Genomic DNA, 23,444 nt, shown 5'->3' with positions numbered 1-23,444 from the left:
AAAAAAGGCGGTGTAAAAATTGTGTTTTCCCGTATTCATGGCTTAAGATTTTATTAAAATAGATTCATCTGTCCTATTTCACACAGAGTTGTTTTTTTGAATCCTTATATTTATAGGAAATTTCAGGGCATATGAATATTTTGTTAGTAGAAGACGATGAAAGGATCAGTAAATTTCTTGTAAAAGGTCTACATGAGGCCGGCCATCAGATGGTTCTTGCTGATTCTGGAGAGAAAGCACGTGATGTAATAGGTTCCTACGATTTCGATATTATTTTAATGGATATTATGCTACCGGGATTAGACGGAATGCAGCTAACCCAAATGATTAGATTTAGAAAGAATTATACACCAATTCTGGTTTTGAGTGCTTTGAACAGCCCTGATGATAAAATAAAAATGCTTGATTTGGGAGCAGATGATTATTTATCTAAACCTTTTCATTTTGAAGAGCTGATATCCAGAATAAAAGCATTGACAAGAAGAAACAGATTAAGCTATCAGGAAGATAATCAGTTTTTGTCATGCGGAACGTTGACGATAGATACAGATCTTCATAAAGTGATTCAGAAAGAAAAAGAAATTGAGCTTTCTCCTACAGAATATAAGCTTCTGACTTTCCTGATGGAAAATAAAAACAAAGTATTGAGTAGGACACAGATTCTTCATAATGTGTGGGGAATTAGTTTTGATAATACAACCAATGTTGTAGATGTTTATATTTCTTATGTCCGCAACAAAATTGATGAAACGGAAAAAAAAATTATTCATACGATAAAAGGAACAGGGTATTTGATTAAAGATTAACAATGACTTTAAGGAATAGATTTACATTAATTTCCAGCCTTTCGTTTGGTATTGTTTCTATTATCACTTTTGTGGTAATATTTTTTGCTTATTATGACAGTACAAAATTCTTCTATTTCGAAAAACTAAGGAATACAGCCCTTATTTCTGCAATCTATTATCTTGAAAAAGATGAACTACCGAAAAATAGACACGCTCAGATAAAAAAAGAATACAATCATCTTATTGAAAACAAACAGGTAGCCATTTATGACCAAAGGAATCAGGTAACTTTTGGACAGAATTTAGGCGACAAAAATATTAAACTGCATCACTTAAACGTAGCCAGGAATAATAAAAGTGTGCAGTTTATGTCTGGGAATAATTTTTATTCCGGGATTTTTTATCCGGATAATCAGGGAGATTTTGTGGTTTTTGCTAAGTCTTCTAGTGATTCTTTTAATTCGCAGATGATCAGGCTTTCCGTTATTATGTTAGCCGTTTTGATAATGGGTTTATTAGCTATTTATTTTCTAAGCAGGTATCTTTCTAAAATAATTTATAAACCTATTTCTAATATTGTTGAACGAATTAATAATGTAGAATATAACGACATCTCTCAGGCAATTACCTCTACCAATACACATGATGAACTTGAAGAATTGATTAAGTCATACAATAAATTATTTGGCAGAATTTCTGAAAGTATCTTGTTGCAGCAGAATTTCATCAACTATGTTTCTCATGAGTTCAAAACTCCTTTGGCTGCAATTTCCGGAAACTTAGAAGTGTTTGCTCAGAAAGACAGAACTCCGGAAGAATATCAGGAGGTAGTTCAAGAGTCGTTGGAAAATGTATATGAGATTGAAAATATCCTTAATAATCTCTTGCTCATGTCTGGGCTCACTAAGCTTGAAAAATCTCATAAACAAATACGCATTGATGAACTTATCTGGAAGATACACGAAAAATTAAATTCTAAAGCTCAGGAAAATAATATTTCTATTACCATTAATCTAAAAGTTGCAAATCCAGCTTTATTAGAATTTCCTGGAAATGAAACTTTGCTGTATCTGGCATTATATAATATTGTAGAAAATGCGATAAAATATTCTGGACCTAATCATTCTATTTCGGTTACGATGCTGGAAGAAAATAAGCATTTACAGATTGAAATTACAGATCAAGGAAAAGGTATTCATACAGATGATCTGGATAAGATTACAGAAACTTTTTACAGAGGTAAAAACGTGGATCATGTAAAAGGAAGCGGGATCGGACTGTCCTTATCTAAAAGCATTTTTGATCATCATTATATTGTGATGAAAATAAGTTCGGAGGTTGGTAAAGGAACTACAGTTTTACTTATATTTCCCGACGTATCCGAAAAGTTCTAATCAAACTCTAATGTTGGTTTAACTGAATCTTAATTCTATTTGAAATTAGCTTTAATGTACGGAAAATAGCTTTGTAGTCTTAAATATGAGACTTTGAAGAAGATTATTTTAACATTATTGTACGTTCATCTTTTTGGTTTCTTTTCTGCGCAAACTTCAGATACTCTGAAAATTGGAAGACAAGAAGCTGAATCGATTTTTCTTACCCGCAATCTAGATCTAATTACCCAGAAGCTAGAGATTTCCCAGGCGGAAGCTCGTGTTGTTCAGGCTAAGTTTTGGCCTAATCCTAAACTTACCGTTAATGAAATTAACTTATGGAGGACTTATGATATTGAGGAGCAGCCAGCCTTAATAGGTAATTGGGGAAAGAATACTCAGGTTTCTGCTGAAATTGAACAGGTAATACAGACCGCAGGAAAAAGGAGAAAGAATATTGAACTTCAGAAAATTGAAGTAGATGGAGAAAAGTATGAGCTGCAGGAAGTATTGCGTGAACTTAAAAAACTTCTGAGAAATACCATTACTGAAATTTTATACAATCAGGAACAGCAGAAATTGTATAAAAATCAGATTTCTTCTATTGTGAAATTAACGAAATCTTATCAAAATCAATTACAGCAGGGAAATATCAGTAAGTCGGAATATATTCGATTGAAAGCCCAGGAAATTGAATTTAAGAAAAAACTGATTTCATTACAGCAAGACATTGTAGAGCAACAGACAGAGCTAAAAGCATTATTGATTATTCCTGCCAAATCCTATATTGTTATTTCTGATGAACTGCATGCTCCTGAAAAAGAACTTTCAGAATTGGAGCTACCAAAGTGGCTGGAAGCGGCTAAAGAAAACCGTCCGGATATTTTAATTGCAAAAAATAAAGAAAAGTCGGCCCAGAAAAATCTGGAATTACAAAATGCATTGAGGACCCCAGATATTGCAGTGTCTATAGGATACGACCGTGGTGGAAATATCATGAAAGATTTCGTTGGGCTAGGGGTTTCCTTTGATCTTCCCATTTTTGACAGAAATAAAGGAAACATTCAAGAAGCTAAATTAGAAATTACCAAATCCGGATATGAAACCCGTAAGAATGTTCTGAAATCAGAAAATGAAATTGTTGCGGTTTTTCAAAATTATACCAAAACCGAAGAAATTTTTCATGAAATCGATGATTCGTATGAAACTGCTTTAGATGGAATGCTCACGAGTCATGAAAAAAACTTTAGACTTCGAAACATCAGTATGTTAGAATACATGGATTTTCTGGATACTTATATAGGCAATAAAATGATCATCCTTGATACCAAAAAAGAACTTAATCAATATTACGAAAACCTGCAATATGTTGTGGGACAAGATTTATAAATATGGAAAATAATACAACTAAATATATTGTAGCAGCTGGCTTTTTGGTAATGTTGGCTTTTACAGGATGTACTGATAAAAAGAAGAATGAAGAACCTAGTAACCAAAATTACTGTATCAGTAAAGAACTTAAAAAAGATCTGAAATTGGTTCTGGTAGAAAGGCTTCCTGTAGAAGAAAGCATTACCCTTACCGGAGAAGTGGAAAGTAATTCTGATAAGACCGTTCCTTTTGTAAGCCTTGTGGACGGAGTGGTTACAGAAACCTATTTCTCTTTAGGTAATTATGTGAAAAAAGGGCAGGTTTTGGCTACTGTAAAAAGTGTTTCTGTGAATGAGATGCAGGATAATACTAAAACATTACAGGCGCAATTGGCAGTTGCAAAAAGAAAGCTGTCTTCTGTAGAATCTATGTATAAGGATGATATTGCTTCTCAGAAAGATTTGCAGGAAGCAAAATCTGAAGTTGAAATTTTGCAATCCAATATTTCCAAAACGAGTAAAAACATGCAGCTGTATTCAGCGGGGAGCAGTTTTATTCAAATTAAATCTCCGGCTGATGGATATGTTATCTCAAAAAACATTTCTAATGGAATGCCTGTAACAGCAGGTAGTGGAGAACTTTTTACAATTTCGAATTTGGATAAAGTTTGGGTAATGGCAAATGTTTATGCAACCAATATGAGACAGGTTTATGTTAATCAGCCTGCGGTGGTAAAAACGCTGGCTTATCCTGATGAGAATTTTTCAGGAAAAATTAATACAATTTCACAGGTGTTTAATGAAAATGAAAGAGTACTGAAAGCTAAAATTATTATGGATAATAATATGAAGTTGAGACCTGGTATGTCTGCAGATATTGTATTGCCTATCAATTCCCAAAATAGAACGGCCTTAGCGATTCCTGCTAAAGCACTGGTTTTTGACAATAATCAAAGTTATGTAATTGTTTATAAAAAAGATTGTGCGTTGGAGGTAAGAGCAGTTACCGAAATTGCGGCAAACAGCCAGCATATCTATGTAGAAGGAGAACTAAAGGCAGGAGAAAAGATCATTGCTTCAAACGGGTTACTGATTTATGAGAACTTGAAAAACCAATCCAATAATTCTAAGAAATAATGAGAAAATTTGTTCAGAGTATAGTTTCTTTCTCTTTAAAAAACTCCCTGATTGTATTATTAGGTACATTTCTTTTATTGGCTGGAGGAATCTATTCATACATTCATACTCCTATTGAAGCCTTTCCTGATGTTACCAATACGAGAGTAAGAGTTATTACTCAGTGGCCGGGAAGAAGTGCCGAAGAAATAGAAAAATTCGTAACCTTGCCCATTTCAAAAGAAATGAATACGATACCGAATAAAACTTCGGTACGTTCTATCTCTTTATTTGGATTATCTGTGGTGACGGTTATTTTTGATGATCACGTTAATGATTTTTATGCCCAGCAATATGCATCCAATCGGCTCGGGAATGTGAAGCTTCCTGAAGGGGCAGATTATAGTATAGAGCCTCCATCGGGGGCAACTGGAGAAATTTACCGATATATTATTAAAAGTAAATTACCAATAAAAGAAGTGACTTCTATTCAGGATTGGGTGGTAGAAAGAGAATTGTTGGCTGTTCCCGGAGTGGCCGATGTGGTAAGTTTTGGTGGAGAAGAAAAGACGTATGAAATTAAAATTAATCCTACAGAATTACACAATTATGACCTTTCACCGCTGGATGTGTATGAAGCCGTCTCGAAAAGCAATGTGAATGTTGGTGGAGATGTAGTTTCAAAAGGAGACCAGGCATATGTTGTCCGAGGGATTGGATTGTTGGAAAGCAAAGAAGATATTGAAAATATTCAGATTGAAGTAAAAGGATCTACACCTATTTTAGTAAAACATGTTGCTGAAGTTAAAGTCTCTGCAAAACCCAGACTGGGACATGTAGGCTATAATAAACAAGATGATGTTGTAGAAGGAATTGTTATCATGTTGCGTGGTGAAAACCCAAGTGAAGTTATCGGAAGAATAAAAGATAGAATTGCTGAACTTAATGCAGGTGAGCTTCCCGGGGATGTTAAAATTGAACCCATTATTGACCGTACGGAACTGGTAAATACAACAGTTCATACAGTATCTAAAAATTTAGTAGAAGGTATTATTCTTGTTTCTATTATTGTTTTTGTGTTCTTGTATAACTGGAGAACGACATTTATTGTAGCCTCTGTTATTCCATTAGCATTCTTGTTTGCGATCATTATGTTGAAAATTCAAGGCTTGCCTGCAAACTTGATTTCAATGGGAGCGCTTGATTTTGGATTGCTCTTGGAAGGAACTCTCGTCATCGTGGAACATGTATTTGTTGCCCTCGAGCTCAAAGCGAAAAAGATTGGGTTGGAACGTTTCAATAAAATGTCCAAACTGGGAATTATCAAAAAGAGTGCAGGGAGTGTAGCCAGCTATATTTTCTTTGCATTACTAATTTTGATCGTTGCCTTGATGCCTATTTTCTCTTTCCAGAAAGTAGAAGGGAAAATGTTCTCTCCATTAGCCTTTACATTAGGATATGCATTGTTAGGTTCTTTAATTTTAAGCTTAACGTATGTTCCTGCGATGTGTAAATTGTTATTAACTAAAAATATAGAGGAAAAAGAAAACTTTATTTCTCGATTTTTTAGAGTGAATATATATAAGTTTTACGCGTTAAGTGACCGTTTCCGTAAAGGATTCATAGTTGGATTTCTAGTGTTGTTGGCTATTTGTGGATGGAGATTCTCAAACTATGGATCAGAATTTTTACCGAAGCTTAATGAAGGCGCCATTTATGTACGTGCAACATTACCAAACAGTGTAAACCTAGAGGAATCGGTAAGGTTGACCAAAGAGATGAAGGAGATTTTAATGAAATATGATGAAGTGAAGTTTGTCATGACGCAAACCGGGCGTCCTAATGACGGAACAGATCCTACCGGATTTTTTAATATAGAATTTAATATTCAGCTAAAACCTGAAGACGAGTGGAAGAAAAAGATCTCTAAAAATGACCTTCTTGAAGAAATGAGGATGTCATTAGAGAAATATCCGGGAATTAATTTTGGGTTTAGTCAGCCAATTCAAGATAATGTAGAAGAATATGTGGCGGGAGTGAAAGCTCCGTTGGTTATTAAGATTTTTGGAAATGACCTTTTTCAGCTTGAAAATTATGCCAATCAGGTTGCCAATTCTATCAGGAAAGTCCCTGGGATTTCTGATGTGAATGTTTTTAAAAATATCGGTTTGCCTGAATTAAGAATACAGCTTCATGATTCTAAGATGGCTAAATATGGTATTTCCACAGCAGACGCGCAAGCAGTAATTGAAATGACGATTGGTGGCCAGGCTGCTACAAAATTTTATGAGCAAGAAAGGATGTTTGATGTGATGCTAAGATTTGAAAAACAATATCGTGATACTCCTGAAAAGATTGGAAACATCCTGATTCCAACAAAAGATAATAAGAAAGTACCCTTAAAAGAAATCGCAACAATTGATTATCATACAGGACCTTCATTTATTTATAGAGAAGGAAATAGTAGATATATTGGAGTAGGATTTAATATTGAAGGGCGTGATCTTGGAAGTACAATTGCTGAGGCTAAAGAAAAAGTAGCAAAGGATGTGAATATCCCTAAGAATAATAAAATGACATGGGCTGGTGAATTTGAAAGTAAGGAAAGAGCTGCAAAACAGTTGGCAATGGTAGTTCCTATTTCCTTAGTTCTTATTCTGATGTTATTGTATTTCAATTTTGGGAACATAAAAGACACATTGATTTCTTCTGTAACATTGGCATTTGCATTTATTGGAGGGTTTTTATCTCTATGGTTTACAGGAACGATATTTGGAATCTCTGCAGGAATTGGTTTTATCATCCTTTTTGGAGTTGCAACGATTGATGGGATTGTATTAATAGGTGTGATGAAGGAAAACCTACAAAATAAAATGCCACTTAAAATGGCGATTGCTGAAGGAGTGAAAAGTAGAATTCGTCCGGTTGTTATGATTGCATTAATGGGATCAATGGGACTTTTCCCGGCGGCAATATCCAACGGAATGGGTTCTGAAATTCAAAAACCTTTAGCAATTATGATCGTTGGTGGATTAATCATTTGTATGTTATTATCATTTACCATACTACCGATTATTTTCTATTATGCTTATCGTAAAAAATATAATGCAACGCTATAATTCTTTCAATTTTTATAAGCTAGTTGTGGTTGCCGGAATGTGAGGATTTCGGCAACTTTTTTTGAGGTATTGCGTTGTATGAAACTATTTTTAGAGGAGTTTTTAAGAGTGATGTGATGCATCATAAATTATTTCAATATGGTGTAAAAAAAAATGAACCAACTCGGTTCATTTTTTTTGATAATTATGTGATTAAGGATTAACTCTTGGTCCTGGGTCAATATCGATCGGTCCGAGAACTAATGGTCCGCAGAATCCAGTAGCCATCATGCAGGTTCCACCCATGCAGATATAGCCTGTCATAGAGCTTGTTCCGTCTGGACATAAGATCATGCCTTCGCCACGGCCACTACATTCTCTATCTGAATAACATTCTAGGGCATGAACCAGAGTTCCTCCAAATACATCTTTCAATGCTGTTCTTGAAAGTTTTGATAAGTTCGTTTTTTTCATAGTTTTAATTTTTTGTTGGTTTTAATTTGTATTGATTTGAAAATGAGAATCTAATATACTTAAAAAAACAAATCACTATAATGTTATATAGTGATTTGTTTATATCTAGCTTAAGATTGTTTCTTTAATTGTGAGTATCGCAATGTTACAAAGAATAAAAAAGTAAGTACAATTAAGTAATGTTGTTATAAAGGAAGCAATAAATAAGGTGAAATTATCTTTTATTTTTCCAATAATTAATCTTTTATTCTTAAAAACTCTTTAGCCAATTCAATCATCTTAGGATCTCCTGTATACTTCCCATGTTCGTCAGAAAGCTTCACGGTAGGGATCCATTCTTTATTGGGTGCTTGAACTCCAATTAATTTCATCACAATATTCATCGGTTTTAAACCTACATCATTGGTAAGGTTGGTTCCAATTCCAAAAGAAACTCCAATTTTACCTTTGCAGTATTTCGTTATTTCTTCAACTTTTTCAAGATTTAAGGCATCAGAGAAAATGATATATTTAAATAAAGGATTGATTCCATTTTTTTGATAATGAGCAATTGTTTTATCTGCAAATTCTAAAGCATCACCACTGTCATGACGTACGCCGTCGAAAAGTTTTGCGAATTTTTTGTCGAACTGACGGAAGAAAACATCTGTTGTATAGGTGTCAGAAAGTGCAACTCCTAGATCACCTCTGAAAACATCAACCCAATGTTCCAATGCTAGTTCGTTGGCCATCTTGAAACCATATTCTGCTCCGTGAAACATAAACCATTCGTGAGCATGAGTTCCAATTGGTTTCACATTGTATTTCATTGCAAAATGAACATTTGAGCTACCAATAAAAGTAGAATCTTTCTTCTGATTTAAAGCTTCCATTACCAAATTCTGAACTTTATAAGAATGTCTTCTTCTTGTACCGAATTCTGCGAAGTTAACACCAAGTTTATTAAGGGACTCAGCTTTTTCAACAGTTTTACGCATCACCACTTCATTAGAATCTCTTTCCATGTGATTCATTTCATAATGCAATTCACTAATCAAAGCTAATAAAGGAACTTCCCATAAAATAGTTCTGTACCAAAGCCCTTCAACACTAACCGTAAGATCATTTCCGTCCTGATGAATTTTTACTTCAGAAGGGTCATAATGATATCCTTCAAGGAAATCCAAATAGGGGAGGTTTAGATAAGGGCAGGTTCTTGCTAAAAACTTTTTCTCATCTTTGGTAAGCTTCAGTTCTGCCATTTTTGTTACGGCTTCTCTTAGAGCGACATCGAAACCTTCAGGGAAATGATGCTTTCCTCTGTTGATGAATTCATATTTTACAATAGAGCTTGGGAACAATTTTACCACAGCATTTTGCATGGTTATTTTATAGAAATCATTATCTAGAATGGAGTTTAATCGAACGTCGTGCATATATGTGTAATTTTAACGCAAATTTAATAATTAAAAATAAAAATCGTCTAAATGTAAGACGATTTTTTTAAATATTTTGCTGATTTTATCTGTTTATCTTCCTAGATAAGAGTTGTACATCCAAACTTCTTTTTCTTGTTCTGTGATGTAATCGCTCATTTGAGAGTTTGTACCTTCATCTCCTGCTTTGTCAGTAATATCTAGAAGTTCTCTTTGAAGATCAATAACAATTTTAAATGAACTTAAAATGTACTCTACACTTTTATTGCCGTCGGTAACTTCTTTGGTTTCTTTGATACTGGATACTTTTAAATAATCTGAATAATTATGCGCAGGGGTTGCTCCTAAAGTCAAAATTCTTTCTGCTATTTCATCAATTTTTAAGACCAAGCTATTATAAAGCTCTTCAAATTTTGGATGTAATGTAAAAAACTGATCTCCTTTAATATTCCAGTGAGAGCCTCTTGTGTTTTGGTAAAATATTGAGTAGTTTGCTAAAAGTACATTTAGTTTTCCTGAAATGTTTTTGCAGTCGGCCGCTTTTAAGCCAATAATACTAGCATTTTTCATAAGTTTATTTTTTGGATATACACAAGGTAAGGAAATATTATGCCGAAATACTTTTTTAATAATAGAAGATTACTATAGTTTGTTAAAAATAATTTTTAATATTGCGCTCACATGAGAAGTTTATTTATAGCCTTAGGTTTATTTTTAGGATTATGCTTTGTTTATATTACTGCAATGCTTTCAAAAACAGAATGTTTTTTTACGTATACATTGGATGACGCTTATATTCATTTAGCGATGGCTAAGAATTTTGCTCTTCATGGAATTTGGGGAATGACACAGTACGCATTTTCATCATCATCATCATCCCCTATATTTACTTTCTTGTTGGGTGCAATTATTTATACATTTGGTGATAATGAGCTTATACCTTTAGTATTCAATATTTTTTGTTCAGTTTTTGTAATTTATTTTCTTAATAAATATTATTCACAATATTTTAATAAGAGCAAGAATATTGTTTTTGCTGTTTTATTTACACTTTTCTTTGCTGTTTTGCATTTGCAAATTATGGAGGGAATGGAACATGTTTTACAGGTTTTAATTATTGTTATCAATATATATTGCTTTCAAAAGTTGATGAATTCAGGTGACAGAAATTTATCAAATACATTTTGGTTTTATTTCACTATTGCTCTAATGGGATTGATAAGATTTGAGAGTATGTTTTACTTTGTTTCGCTTGCTTTTACATTAATGCTAATTCGCAACTTGAAAGAAGCTTTGTTAACCTTAGTATTTGGGTTTGCCCCGATTTTGGTTTTCGGATACTTTAATTATCAAGAAGTAGGATACTTCTTTCCAAACTCTGTAGTTGTAAAAGGGACTCAATTTGATCTTACCGGTAATTATTTTTCACAGATAAAATTTCTTTTATTTGATAAGATATTTTTCAATGTTACCTTTTATAAAGTAGGATTGTTTCCTTTAATAATAACATTTATTTTCATTTTTAGAGATTATCGGAAAAAGCTTTCTTTTCGTGATTTAGTTTCTAATAACTTGTTATTAATTGTTTGGACATCTACTTTAATATTGCATAGTCTATTTGGTAATTTTCGAGGATTTTTTAGATATGAAGCATATGTATTAACAGCCTTCGCTATGGTGTTGATTCCGAGATTAAAAGGTTTTTTTGAAAGTCCTGTGGAGGCATTTAGAAAAGATAAGATAATGGGTGTTCTTATTTTTTGTAATACATTACTTTTTATTTATAAGCTCGGATTTGCTCACTTGATGATCGTTAATGGTAGTACAAATATGTATGAACAGCAGGTACAGTCTGCCAGATTTTTAAAGAAGTACTACAACAATTCAAAAGTTGTGGCTAATGATATTGGAGCGGTCTGTTATTTTACAGACATCCATTTATTTGATATTGCGGGCTTAGGTTCAAAAGAAATGATACCATTTAATGAAAAAGGGAAGTCTTTTGATGATAAATTTGAAACCTTTTTAATTAAATATACACTTGAAAATGATTATGAACTTGCTATTGTTTATGAAGAATGGTTTGCAGGGCATGTTCCGAAAGATTGGGGGAAAGTGGCTGTTTTAAAAATCAATAATAATACAAATGCAGCCATAGACCACGTTACAATCTATTCCATAAATCCTAAAATACATAAGGAATTAAAAGAGAACGTAAAAAAATTCAATTGGAATAAAAACGTTCAGATACATATAATTGATTAAGTATTTTGGTCCTACTGTTTTTTAGGCACTAGGCCACGGAGGTTTTGCAAAACATGGAGATGATTGCTTAGGATGCAGACATATTGAGTTCTTTGCAATGGGGCCGGATTTCAAAAAAAATACAATAATTAATATAGGTAATTACAAGCAAATAGATGTTACGAGTACCATCGCAGAACTTTTAGGAGTGCCTCTGGAGTACGCTAAAAGAAAAGTAATTAAAGATGTTTTCAAACAAAAAAAATAGTTTTTTGTAATAAATAAATTCACACAACTGCTTGTGGATTAAAAAATTATTACTATTTTTGCACCTTAAAATAAAAAGCAATTAAATGCCTACTATTCAACAATTAGTAAGAAAAGGAAGAGTCGCACTCACCAAGAAGAGTAAATCGGCTGCCCTTGATTCTTGTCCACAAAGACGAGGTGTATGTACGAGAGTATATACTACCACTCCTAAGAAACCTAACTCTGCACTTAGAAAAGTTGCAAGGGTAAGACTTTCTAACGGGAAAGAAGTCAACGCCTACATCCCGGGCGAAGGACATAATCTTCAAGAGCACTCGATAGTATTGGTACGCGGCGGAAGGGTGAAAGACCTACCGGGAGTACGTTATCATATCGTAAGAGGAGCATTAGACACTGCAGGTGTTAGCGGAAGAACGCAGAGAAGATCTAAGTACGGAGCTAAGAGACCTAAGCCAGGTCAGGCAGCAGCTGCGCCAGCTAAAGGAAAGAAAAAATAATCATTAAATAAGGTACAGAAACAATGAGAAAGACAAAAGCGAAAAAAAGACCGTTGTTACCAGATCCGAAATTTAATGATCAGTTGGTAACAAGATTTGTAAACAATTTAATGCTAGACGGTAAGAAGTCTATTGCATTCAAAATATTCTACGACGCTTTAGAGCTTGTAGAAGCTAAAAAAGGAGAAACTGAAAAGACTGCCCTTGAAATCTGGAAAGATGCATTAACTAACGTTATGCCTCACGTAGAAGTACGTTCTAGAAGAGTAGGTGGAGCTAACTTCCAGATTCCTATGCCAATCAGAGCTGATAGAAAAATTTCTATGGCAATGAAATGGTTAATCAAATATTCTACAGCTAGAAATGATAAGTCTATGGCTTTGAAATTAGCTAACGAAGTTGTAGCGGCTTCTAGAGAAGAAGGTGCTGCTTACAAAAAGAAATCTGATACTCACAAAATGGCGGAAGCTAACAAAGCTTTCTCTCACTTTAAATTCTAATTAGAAATGAGTAGAGATCTTAAATTTACAAGAAATATTGGTATTGCTGCCCACATTGATGCGGGAAAAACTACCACTACAGAAAGAATCTTATTCTATACAGGTGTAAACCACAAAATTGGTGAAGTTCACGATGGTGCTTCTACAATGGACTGGATGGAGCAGGAAGCAGAAAGAGGTATTACAATTACTTCTGCTGCAACTACTTGTTCTTGGAATTTCCCAACAGATCAAGGGAAAATCTTACCTGAAAGTAAGCCTTACCACTTCAACATCATTGATACACCGGGACACGTTGACTTCACAGTAGAAGTAAACAGATCTTTAAGAGTATTAGATGGTTTGGTATTCTTATTCTCTGCAGTAGATGGAGTAGAGCCTCAGTCTGAAACAAACTGGAGACTTGCTGACAACTATAAAGTTGCAAGAATGGGATTCGTAAACAAAATGGACAGACAAGGTGCTGACTTCCTTAACGTGGTAAACCAGGTTAAGACTATGTTAGGATCTAATGCAGTTCCAATCGTTTTACCAATCGGTGCTGAAGAAGATTTCAAAGGTGTTGTTGACTTAATTAAAAACAGAGCGATCATCTGGGATGAAGCAGGACAAGGAGCTACTTTCGAAGTAGTGCCAATTCCTGAAGACATGAAGGCTGAAGTTCTTGAATACAGAGAGAAACTAGTAGAAGCTGTTGCTGACTACGATGATACTTTGATGGAGAAATTCTTCGAAGATCCAGATTCAATCTCTGAAGAGGAAATCAACGAAGCTCTAAGAAAAGCTACTATTGATTTATCTATTATCCCAATGACTTGTGGTTCTTCATTTAAGAATAAAGGAGTACAGTTCATGTTGGATGCAGTATGTAAATACTTGCCTTCTCCATTGGATAAAGATGATATCAAAGGTACTGACCCTAGAACTGATCTTGATATTACAAGAAAACCATCTGTAGATGAGCCTTTCGCAGCTTTAGCATTTAAGATTGCTACTGACCCATTCGTGGGAAGATTAGCATTCTTCAGAGCATACTCTGGAAGACTAGATGCAGGTTCTTATATCTTGAACACTCGTTCAGGAGATAAAGAAAGAATCTCTAGAATCTATCAGATGCACGCTAACAAGCAAAATCCTGTAGAATATATTGAAGCAGGAGATATTGGTGCAGCTGTAGGTTTTAAATCTATCAAAACTGGTGATACAATGTGTGACGAGAAAAACCCAATCGTTCTTGAATCGATGGTTTTCCCTGATCCGGTAATTGGTATCGCTGTTGAGCCTAAAACTAAGGCTGACCAGGATAAAATGGGTAACGCTCTAGCTAAATTAGCTGAAGAAGATCCTACTTTCCAGGTTAAAACTGACGAAGCTTCTGGACAAACGATTATCTCAGGAATGGGTGAACTTCACCTTGATATTCTTGTAGATCGTATGAGAAGAGAATTCAAAGTAGAAGTTAACCAAGGTCAACCTCAGGTTGAATACAAAGAAAATCTTACAAGAGTTGCTCAACACAGAGAAGTTTACAAAAAACAATCTGGTGGTAAAGGTAAATTTGCTGATATTGTATTTGAACTAGGACCTGCTGACGAAGGTAAAGTTGGTTTAGAATTCATCAATGAGATCAAAGGTGGTAACGTTCCTAGAGAATTTGTTCCTGCAATTGAAAAAGGCTTTAAAGCTGCAATGAAAAACGGTCCTTTGGCTGGTTTCGAAGTTGAAGGTATTAAAGTTACTCTTAAAGACGGATCTTTCCACGCAGTGGATTCTGATGCACTTTCTTTTGAATTAGCTGCTAAATTAGGATTTAAAGAAGCGGGACGTGCTGCTAAGCCAGTAATCATGGAGCCTATTATGAAATTGGAGGTTGTAACTCCAGAAGAATATATGGGTAACATCATTGGTGACCTTAACAAGAGAAGAGGTACAATCAGTGGTCAGGAAGAGAAAAACGGAGCCGTAGTTATCAAAGGTTCAGTTCCACTTTCTGAAATGTTTGGATATGTAACAACTCTAAGAACACTTTCATCAGGAAGAGCTACTTCTTCTATGGAATTAGAGAAGTACCAAGCAACTCCACAGAACGTTGCGGAAGATATCATTGCTAAAGCAAAAGGTTAATTTTTTAAAGTAAAGAAATGTCACAAAGAATCAGAATAAAACTAAAATCTTACGATTATAACTTGGTAGACAAGTCTGCTGAGAAAATCGTAAAAACGGTAAAGGCTACTGGTGCTGTTGTAAACGGACCAATTCCATTGCCAACGAATAAGAGAATCTTCACTGTGTTGAGATCTCCGCACGTAAACAAGAAGGCAAGAGAGCAGTTCCAATTATCAGCTCACAAGAGATTGATGGATATCTACTCTTCTTCTTCTAAAACTGTTGATGCTCTAATGAAATTAGAACTTCCTTCAGGTGTAGACGTAGAAATTAAAGTGTGATAAATTAGCCACTGGCTAAACATCTTAATATAGATCCCTTTTCGAAAGAAAAGGGATTTTTTTGTTTAATAATTTGATATTTAGTTTTACTGTTTATCAACTGAAATATTATTAATATTTTTGATTAAAATTGATATATGAAAAAACTTATTTTACTCCTATTTCCTCTATTTTTTTCAGCACAAACACACCGTTTTATTTATCAGTTTCAATATAAATTAGATTCATTGGCAAAAGACTTTGCTATGGAGAATATGATTTTGGATGTTAATCCGGATGATGTCAAATTTTATCCCTATTCTTATGTAGAAACAGATTCCTTAAATATTGTTCGGGGTCAAAGTAGATCAAGATGGGATGATCATCTTCCCGCTGTTATCAGAAAAAAGAACTCTTTTGAAAATATTTCATTGATTTTACTGAATGATTTTTTCTCCCTAAAATCAACGGATAAATTGAATTGGAAACTTTTAAATGACACAAAAGTGGATGGTCAATATAAATTGCAGAAAGCAACAACAACTTTTGGTGGAAGAAACTGGATTGCATGGTTTTCCAAAGACGTTAATTTAAGTGAAGGACCATATAAATTTCGCGGTCTTCCCGGTTTGATTTTCGAAATTGAAGACGATAAGAAAAACTTCATTTTTAAACTTTCAAAAAGCATGAAGTTTTCAAAAACATATGAAGCCAAATTTCTTGAAAGTTTTCTCGGGCAAAAACCAATTCCTGTGAGTGAAAAAATTATTGCAAAAAAACAATTAGAACTTTATAGTAATCCTTTACAGGATATTGCAAAATCATTTAAGGCGAATGTCAATCCTGAAAATACATTTTATGTTTCTGGAGTGCAGATAAAAAGTCTAGACCAAATCAAAGGAATGTCTGATGAAAGAAGAAAAACAATGCTTAGGGAAAACAATCCAATCGAGATTGATAAAGTCGTAAAATATCCTTTACATTAAAATCAAACATAAATTTTCATCCCTTTTTCCTAAAAGGGATTTTCTATATCAAACCTGAACGTGAAAAGTTAAGAATAAATAAAAATTCTAACAGCAAGTAAATTGTTACTAAGCCTTTAAAACATCAAAATACCTCAATATAACTTGATTGTAAAACCAATAATTGATCCCTTGCTTTTCTTTCTATTTTTTAATGATACTTGGTTATAATAAAAGAGTATTTCCATAAACCTGTTAAATTATTAAGACTTTACATATAGTAATTCTTTTCGCTGAGATATATCATTTTAGATTCTTTATTTAGAATTAATAAAAATAATATATTTGAAAAAAATTATTGAATGAATAAAATAGTATCCGTTTCTCTGCTTGTATTAGGTGGGGTTTTTGCCAACGCACAGCAAGTGAATGATTCTATTAAAAGAGAAAGTAAGATAGAAGAAGTAGAATTATTTGGAGAAAGAAAGAAGCAACCCGAAGGTCTGGAAGCGATTACCAGATTGCCTTTAAAGCCAAGAGATCAGATCCAAAGTATTTCTGTAATATCTTATAAAGCTATTGAAGCTCTTGGAGCATTAACGGTAACAGATGTTGCTAAAAACGTTCCAGGCGTAACCCAATTCGGAAGCTATGGTGGAATAAGAGAAAGTATGTCTATCAGAGGATACAGAGGGGTTCCTGTTTTAAAGAATGGAGTTCAGATGGATTCTGACTTCCGTACAGGAGCAATGTTGACAGACATGCAGGGAGTGGAAAGTATTCAGGTAATAAAAGGTTCAGCTGCCGTTACGCAAGGTATTGGAGATGGGCTGGGAGCTGCAGGAGGAGTAATTAACGTGGTGACTAAAGTTCCAAAATTTATTAATCAAACCAATGTGGGATTCCGATACGGGAGTTGGGATTTCTACAGACCTACAATAGATTTCCAAAGAGTATTAGATTCTCAAGGGAAAGTAGCAGTACGATTAAATGCCGCTTATCAAGATAACAACAGTTTCAGAAGGTTTATTCATACAGATCGTATCTATGTAAACCCATCTATTGCAATCCGTCCGGATGATAAAACGGAAATTGTTGTGGAAATGGATTATATGCACAATAATACAACGCCCGACAGAGGAACGGTGAATCTTGCAAAAGGAGATACTGAAGCTATCTATAGAATGCCGGGAAGAAAGTTTCTGGGATTTGCATCAGACAATGCGAAAATTGAGACCTTTAATTTCTCTACAACTGCAACAAGAAAACTGACAGATAAATTAAAATTAAGAGCGGCTTTTATGAGCTCTTCTTACCAGTCTGAAATCATAGGGGCAGCACTTGCTCCGATTAATAATAAAAATCCAAATGAATTCCGTAACAGAACATTGACCAGATCAGACAGAGAAGATTTGAACAAAGTATTCCAGTTCGATTTTATTGGAGCAGATGTGATGACCGGTTTCATGAAACATACATTCCAGGTAGGTTTCGATTGGAAAGAATCTAATGTTACAACTACTTCGTATAAAGCTAAAGCAGTTGATCAAATTAATGTTTTGAATGATATTAATAATTTTCTGCCGTCAAATATTGATGCTAATAATTTTAGCCTAGTAGATAAAGATCCGATAGTTAACGCAATAACGCCTACTATGGGATTAATGGCGCAAGACGTGATTACCTTTAATAAATATATCAAGGCTCATTTGGGAGTTCGTTACAGTCGACTTATTGGTTCTGAAAAAGAAAAAGATTATGCATGGAATCCTTCACTAGGGATTATGATCTCTCCGGTTGAGAACATGAATGTTTTTGGATCTTATACCAGTACAACTTCTCTAAGAAGTTCTAATAATCCATTAGCAGCAGGAGGTACCGTTGGAGCTTCTACGACTAAGCAATGGGAAGCAGGAATAAAGTCAGATTGGCTTAACGAAAGATTGAGATTTAATGTTACCTTCTTTGATATTAATACCGATAATTTATCATATGAAATTATTGGGAATGGAGGAAATGGTACTGGAAAATATGCTTTAGCCGGTGAGTTAAAAAGAAAAGGAATGGAGGTAGAATTAATCGGAAAGATTCTTCCAAACCTTCAGGTAATGACGGGGTGGGCGTATGTAGATGCTCAGTATAAAGACAGTCCTTCATTCGTTAGTGGGTCGGCTCCTATCAATACCCCTAAACATTCTGCCAATGCTTGGTTAAATTATAAATTTAATACAGGAGCTTTGGAAGGACTTGATGTGGGAGCAGGAATTTATTATGTAGGAAACAGACCGGTTGATGATTATAAATTAAAGGCAGTATTGGATAATGGCCATGTAAATGGAACGCAGCCAGATGAGAAGCCTTTCAATATGCCGGATTATACTACCGTAGATGCTCAGATTGGATATACTTTCAAAAACGGATTGGGATTAAGAGGTTTCTTCAATAACATCTTCGATTCAGTAGGATACAATTCTTATTTCAGAGGAGGATATATCGATCAGATTCAGCCTAGAAACTTTGCAGTTCAGGTAAATTACAAATTTTAATAACCATTAAATTTATGAAAAATATAAAAGTACTAGTTCTAGCATTCGTTTTAAACTTACTCTTTGTAGCATGTTCAGGAGATAAGAAAAAAGGGATTGATTATAATCAGTTTAAGACAAAAGTTACCTTGAGTCCTGAGCAAGTGAAAAGTTTTGATGAGATTACGGTGAAATATCAAAAACTACAGGAGCAGAACTTTCAGGCTGCAAAAGGACAGGGAGGAACTATGGATCGTGTAGGGCTAAGCATTAAAAATGAAGAACTGAGAAATCAGCAGTCTTTAGATATGGCTAAAGTTTTAGATGCAGATCAACTGCAGAAGTTTAATGCTTTTGTAGATGAAAACTCTCGCAAGAGACCAAGATATGATAATGCCTTATTAGAAAGAATTAAAACTGAAGCAGGATTATCAGAAGAAGAATTCACGATGGTAAACGCTGCCAATGATGCTTTTGAAAAAGCATTCAATGATGCTCACGATGTATATCACGGAAACAACGATTTAGCTAAAGAATACTGGGAGAAGTTTGACGCACAGAGAAAACTGGCGATTCAAAAAGCATTGAGTCCTGAACATTATGCAAAGTTTGAAAACATTGTAAAAGAAGTTCAGTTCAAAGGAAGAAAATAATACAATAAACGTTCATATTCAATTTTAAATAGAAAACATTAAGGCGGGCAACTGTCTTAATGTTTTTGTTATTACAGATCATGAATTCATTAGTAAAAAGCCTTTATAGAAAAAAAAGGAAAAACGAATCTGCCCTTAAATATATTATGTGGCTCGCTCATTTGTGGATGGGACTCCTATCGTGTACTGTTGTTTTTATCATGTGTGTTACAGGATGTTTATACGCTTTTAAAAATCAGATCACAGACTTTTCCAACAGAGATAAAGTTTATATTTCTTCAACCAGAAAAATCCCCCGCAAGCCGGATCAGATAAAAGAGGAATTATTAAGAAGCAATAAAGAACTCACCTCTTTGTTGATTCCGCAGCAGAAGAATAGGAGCTATGTTATTTCTTATCGGGAGAATCAATTGGATTGGACGGGTTTTTATAATCAATATACAGGTGAATTACTTGGTGATGCTGATGTTGGAGCGAATCGATTTTTTGATGTTGTCTTGGATATTCACCGAAACTTGATGATGGGGAATGTGGGAAGACAAATTGTCGGAGTATCTGTGTTAATATTTTGTCTTTTACTAATTTCAGGACTAATTCTTTGGTTACCTAAAAAAATGAAATTTTTGAAGCAAGGTTTAACAGTAAAACTGAATGCAAAATTTCAACGGCTTAATTACGATTTACATAATACGCTAGGCTTTTATATATTTTTATTGCTTTTCTTTATTTCGGTGACAGGACTTTATGTAACCTATCCTTGGATAAAAAACGGATTGATTATTTCCTTAGGCGGATCACCTATTAACGCAGTTTCAAATGAAAAGAACAAGGAGAATGATGCATTTGGAAATCTTCTAGAAGACATGCTGCAAAAGCAAGATGAAAAAAAGAATTTAAAAAATGTAAAGGCAGCATCAATCAATAAAATTTTAGAATTATCCAATCAATATCTTCCGTATGATGCTGTTACAAGTATCGAAATGCCTAATAAAGACAATCCCAGATATGTTGTTATTAAAACCAATACTCAGAATGTATTAGGCATGATGCTTCCGGATGAAATCACTTTTGACAAAACGGGTGAATTTAAGACCAAGGAATTGTTTTCAGACAAACCATTAAATAAACAATTTACTGCTCTGGCGAAACCTTTGCATACAGGCGAAATTATGGGACTACCCAGTATTATTTTATATTTTATCATTTGTCTCATCGGATGCTCATTGCCTGTAACAGGGTTATTGATCTGGTGGCATCGGGTAAAGAAATTGAAGTAATGCTCTATTGTATAGTTTATCATTTTATTTATCTAAAGACTGATATTATTTAATACATTTATTCTTTAAAATAATGTACAATGAGTGATAAGAATAATTTTTTTGAAAAATTTTCAAACTGGGCTACCAAATTTACGGGAAGCTCTAAGGCTTTTATTGGCGCAACACTTATTGTTGTCATTTGGGCAATTTCAGGGCCTGTATTCAATTATTCTGAAACGTGGCAATTAGTTATTAATACCGGAACAACCATTATTACATTTTTGATGGTTTTTCTTATCCAGAAAGCTCAAAATAAAGACTCGAAAGCCATCCAGATAAAGTTAAATGAACTACTAGCTGCCAATGAAAAAGCCAGCAACCGAATTGTAGATATTGAAGATCTTACTGAAAAAGAATTGGATGAACTTCATTGCTACTATGAAAAATTAGCAGATTTTGCAGAAGAAGATGCAGATATTCATACTTCCCATTCCATAGATGCAGCCAAAAGAAATCAGGATTATAAACATGACTTATTTAGAAAAAGGCATGATGAGTGGTTGCAGAAGCAAAAAAAGGGATCAATTTGATCCCTTTTTTTATGGTTTGCAGTTCTTTCTTTCCTTAGGCTAAACACGATTATCTATATAAACACGTTTTTACGAATCAAATTGAATGTGGCTTTTAATACGACAAGTTTTGTCGCATTGAGAGATTAGCTTTGCATTAATAAAGAAAAAAGATAATACCTTTTCAAGTTAATTATTTTTAACAAGCCTCAATTAGGTGAATTAAAATTATTATTTTTGCATCGCTTAAAACTAACAATCAAAGAAAAACAATATATGAGGAAATTCTATATAAGTGCACTTTTCTTGTGCGCGATTGGGCAGATTTCAGCTCAAGAAGTAGTTTGGCAAAAAGACATTAAATCCAATACTCAGGATTTTCTAAGTCAGGTCACCACAACAATCGATGGACAGTATTTAATTACTGGTAGTTCCATCCAATCTAAAAAACTTTCTACGGATAATAAACAAAACAACGGCTACGATTTTCACTTGGTCAAGCTTAACCAGCAAGGCGAAAAAGCTTGGGAAAAATATTTCGCTGGAAACAATCACGACTTTCTTTCATCAACGGTAGCAACTCAAGAAGGAGGATTTCTTTTAGCAGGAACTTCTTATTCGGGAAAAGGTCTGGATAAAAAAGATGATTCTAAAGGAGGTTCAGATTTATGGCTGATTAGGCTTAATGAATTTGGAGACGAATTGTGGCAAAAAACACTTGGATCAAATGCAGATGAAGAAGCACGAGCTGTCATTCAAACGACGGATTTAGGATTTTTTGTAGCTGGAAATGTTCAAAATTCCGCAAAAGGGTATGGATCTAAAGATGTTTTAATTATAAAGCTCGACAAAAATGGAAAAGAGCTATCACAATCTATTTTAGGTGGAAAAGGATTAGATGAAGTAGAAAAAATGATCCCAACACGCGACGGAGGATCTTTGCTTGGGATTTATTCTAGAAGCACTATCGGAGGTTCAAAGAAAACTGAAAACTTTGGAGAAGGAGATTATTGGATCATCAAACTTTCAAAGGAAGGCAAAGTTGAATGGGAAAAGAACTTTGGAGGAAAAGGTGATGATCATTTGAGAACATTGGCATTGACTTCAACAGGATTTTTAATTGGAGGAGAATCGAGATCTGAAAGATCCGGAAATAAAACCGTTGGCATTGAAGAGGGTACGGATCTATGGTTGATCTCGCTCAATGACAAAGGAGAAGAAATCTGGCAGAAGTCTTACAACTTCAAGAACAGAGATGTTTTAATGGGAATGAGTGTTTTACATGGTTCAGATGATAAAACCTCAAAAGGTATCTTACTCGGTGGTTATACTCAGGCCGAGGGTAGAATACAAACTGATGATGAAACTTTTTGGATGCTGTATTTAGATCAAAATGGAAATGAAGAGTGGAGAAAACATGTGAAAGGAGAATCTTCTAAAAAAGAAGAAAGATTAGCTGATATCAAACTCAACAGAGACGGTTCTATCATTTTAGCAGGCACGAGTGCTGAAGAACTAGGCAAAGAAAATTGGAAAATTGTTAAGCTTGGAGACAAACAGATTGACCAATTAATCGTAAAACAAGATATCAAAATCTATCCAAATCCTGTTTCAGATTATGCATATGTGGAAATTGGTTTTGACTTTAAAGAAGCTGATATCCTTTTGTATGATATGTCTGGAAGGCAATTACAAAGCGTAAAGACGAAGAATAAAGTGACAAAGATCAATACTCAGAATTTGATTCAGGGAGCTTATTTGGTGACTGTGAAAACGGATACCAATAAAACTGCTAATGCTAAAATTATGTCTGGTCCTAAAAATTCGATACAGATTATAGGATAAAAATAATTAATTAAACCAAAGCAAAAATGTTTTTGCTTTGGTTTTTTGTTTTGTATG

19 protein-coding genes are annotated in these 23,444 nt (G+C 34.2%); 16 read left to right on the top strand and 3 right to left on the bottom strand.

Translation table 11 applies throughout. The features are described from left to right. The first annotated feature begins 131 nt into the window (after positions 1-131). From BUB80_RS20255 to BUB80_RS20235, 5 genes are all read left to right on the top strand, one after another. Complete coding sequence (locus BUB80_RS20255) at positions 132-806, top strand: response regulator transcription factor (RefSeq protein ID WP_073297019.1); 675 nt, start codon at positions 132-134, stop codon at positions 804-806. A gap of 2 nt (positions 807-808) precedes the next feature. Further along, entirely contained in the window at positions 809-2,182 is a 1,374-nt protein-coding gene (locus BUB80_RS20250) for a HAMP domain-containing sensor histidine kinase (RefSeq protein ID WP_073297016.1), read from the top strand. 93 nt (positions 2,183-2,275) lie between these two features. Next, positions 2,276-3,550, top strand: a complete 1,275-nt coding sequence (locus tag BUB80_RS20245; protein ID WP_073297013.1) for a TolC family protein — start codon at positions 2,276-2,278, stop codon at positions 3,548-3,550. Between the two features lie 2 nt (positions 3,551-3,552). Continuing rightward, entirely contained in the window at positions 3,553-4,668 is a 1,116-nt protein-coding gene (locus tag BUB80_RS20240) for an efflux RND transporter periplasmic adaptor subunit (protein WP_073297010.1), read from the top strand. Beyond that, a complete protein-coding gene (locus BUB80_RS20235) occupies positions 4,668-7,766 on the top strand; it encodes an efflux RND transporter permease subunit (protein WP_073297007.1) in 3,099 nt (1,032 codons plus the stop codon). The genes BUB80_RS20240 and BUB80_RS20235 overlap by 1 nt, the downstream gene beginning before the upstream one ends. A 192-nt stretch (positions 7,767-7,958) precedes the next feature. Here the strand turns inward: BUB80_RS20235 and BUB80_RS20230 are convergent, their stop codons facing one another. The 3 genes from BUB80_RS20230 to BUB80_RS20220 form a co-directional block, all read right to left on the bottom strand. Next, complete coding sequence (locus tag BUB80_RS20230; protein ID WP_073297004.1) at positions 7,959-8,219, bottom strand: hypothetical protein; 261 nt, start codon at positions 8,217-8,219, stop codon at positions 7,959-7,961. Positions 8,220-8,455: 236 nt separating this feature from the next. Continuing rightward, entirely contained in the window at positions 8,456-9,634 is a 1,179-nt protein-coding gene (pncB, locus tag BUB80_RS20225; RefSeq protein WP_073297001.1) for a nicotinate phosphoribosyltransferase, read from the bottom strand. 93 nt (positions 9,635-9,727) lie between these two features. After that, entirely contained in the window at positions 9,728-10,204 is a 477-nt protein-coding gene (locus BUB80_RS20220) for a Dps family protein (RefSeq protein ID WP_073296998.1), read from the bottom strand. Positions 10,205-10,315: 111 nt separating this feature from the next. Between BUB80_RS20220 and BUB80_RS20215 the strand changes: the two genes are divergently transcribed. The 11 genes from BUB80_RS20215 (at position 10,316) to BUB80_RS20160 (ending at position 23,387) form a co-directional block, all read left to right on the top strand. Continuing rightward, positions 10,316-11,899 carry a hypothetical protein gene (locus BUB80_RS20215; protein ID WP_073296996.1) on the top strand — a complete coding sequence of 528 codons (1,584 nt, stop codon included), beginning with the start codon at positions 10,316-10,318 and terminating at the stop codon, positions 11,897-11,899. A 332-nt stretch (positions 11,900-12,231) separates the two neighbouring features. After that, positions 12,232-12,645: a 30S ribosomal protein S12 gene (gene rpsL / locus BUB80_RS20205; protein WP_027383325.1), complete on the top strand. Its 414-nt coding sequence runs from the start codon at positions 12,232-12,234 to the stop codon at positions 12,643-12,645. A gap of 23 nt (positions 12,646-12,668) precedes the next feature. Then, positions 12,669-13,145: a 30S ribosomal protein S7 gene (gene rpsG, locus BUB80_RS20200; RefSeq protein WP_073296993.1), complete on the top strand. Its 477-nt coding sequence runs from the start codon at positions 12,669-12,671 to the stop codon at positions 13,143-13,145. Between the two features lie 6 nt (positions 13,146-13,151). After that, entirely contained in the window at positions 13,152-15,269 is a 2,118-nt protein-coding gene (gene fusA, locus BUB80_RS20195) for an elongation factor G (RefSeq protein ID WP_073296990.1), read from the top strand. Positions 15,270-15,286: 17 nt separating this feature from the next. Further along, positions 15,287-15,592, top strand: coding sequence for a 30S ribosomal protein S10 (gene rpsJ, locus BUB80_RS20190; protein ID WP_002661363.1), 306 nt, complete (start codon positions 15,287-15,289; stop codon positions 15,590-15,592). Between the two features lie 137 nt (positions 15,593-15,729). Beyond that, positions 15,730-16,557 carry a GLPGLI family protein gene (locus BUB80_RS20185; RefSeq protein WP_073296986.1) on the top strand — a complete coding sequence of 276 codons (828 nt, stop codon included), beginning with the start codon at positions 15,730-15,732 and terminating at the stop codon, positions 16,555-16,557. A 341-nt stretch (positions 16,558-16,898) separates the two neighbouring features. Further along, entirely contained in the window at positions 16,899-19,082 is a 2,184-nt protein-coding gene (locus BUB80_RS20180; protein ID WP_073296983.1) for a TonB-dependent siderophore receptor, read from the top strand. 14 nt (positions 19,083-19,096) lie between these two features. Continuing rightward, positions 19,097-19,714 carry a hypothetical protein gene (locus BUB80_RS20175; protein WP_073296980.1) on the top strand — a complete coding sequence of 206 codons (618 nt, stop codon included), beginning with the start codon at positions 19,097-19,099 and terminating at the stop codon, positions 19,712-19,714. Positions 19,715-19,794: 80 nt separating this feature from the next. After that, positions 19,795-20,991: a PepSY-associated TM helix domain-containing protein gene (locus tag BUB80_RS20170; protein WP_175549636.1), complete on the top strand. Its 1,197-nt coding sequence runs from the start codon at positions 19,795-19,797 to the stop codon at positions 20,989-20,991. A gap of 80 nt (positions 20,992-21,071) precedes the next feature. Further along, positions 21,072-21,563, top strand: a complete 492-nt coding sequence (locus tag BUB80_RS20165) for a low affinity iron permease family protein (protein ID WP_073296974.1) — start codon at positions 21,072-21,074, stop codon at positions 21,561-21,563. A gap of 255 nt (positions 21,564-21,818) precedes the next feature. Further along, on the top strand, positions 21,819-23,387 hold the full coding sequence (locus BUB80_RS20160) for a T9SS type A sorting domain-containing protein (RefSeq protein WP_073296970.1): 1,569 nt from the start codon (positions 21,819-21,821) through the stop codon (positions 23,385-23,387). Positions 23,388-23,444: the final 57 nt, after the last annotated feature.

The sequence above is a fragment of the Chryseobacterium polytrichastri genome (genome assembly GCF_900142445.1).
Taxonomy (GTDB): domain Bacteria; phylum Bacteroidota; class Bacteroidia; order Flavobacteriales; family Weeksellaceae; genus Chryseobacterium; species Chryseobacterium polytrichastri.
The sequence above is the reverse complement of the archived record's forward strand: the minus strand, read 5'-3'. Positions and strand labels throughout refer to the sequence as shown.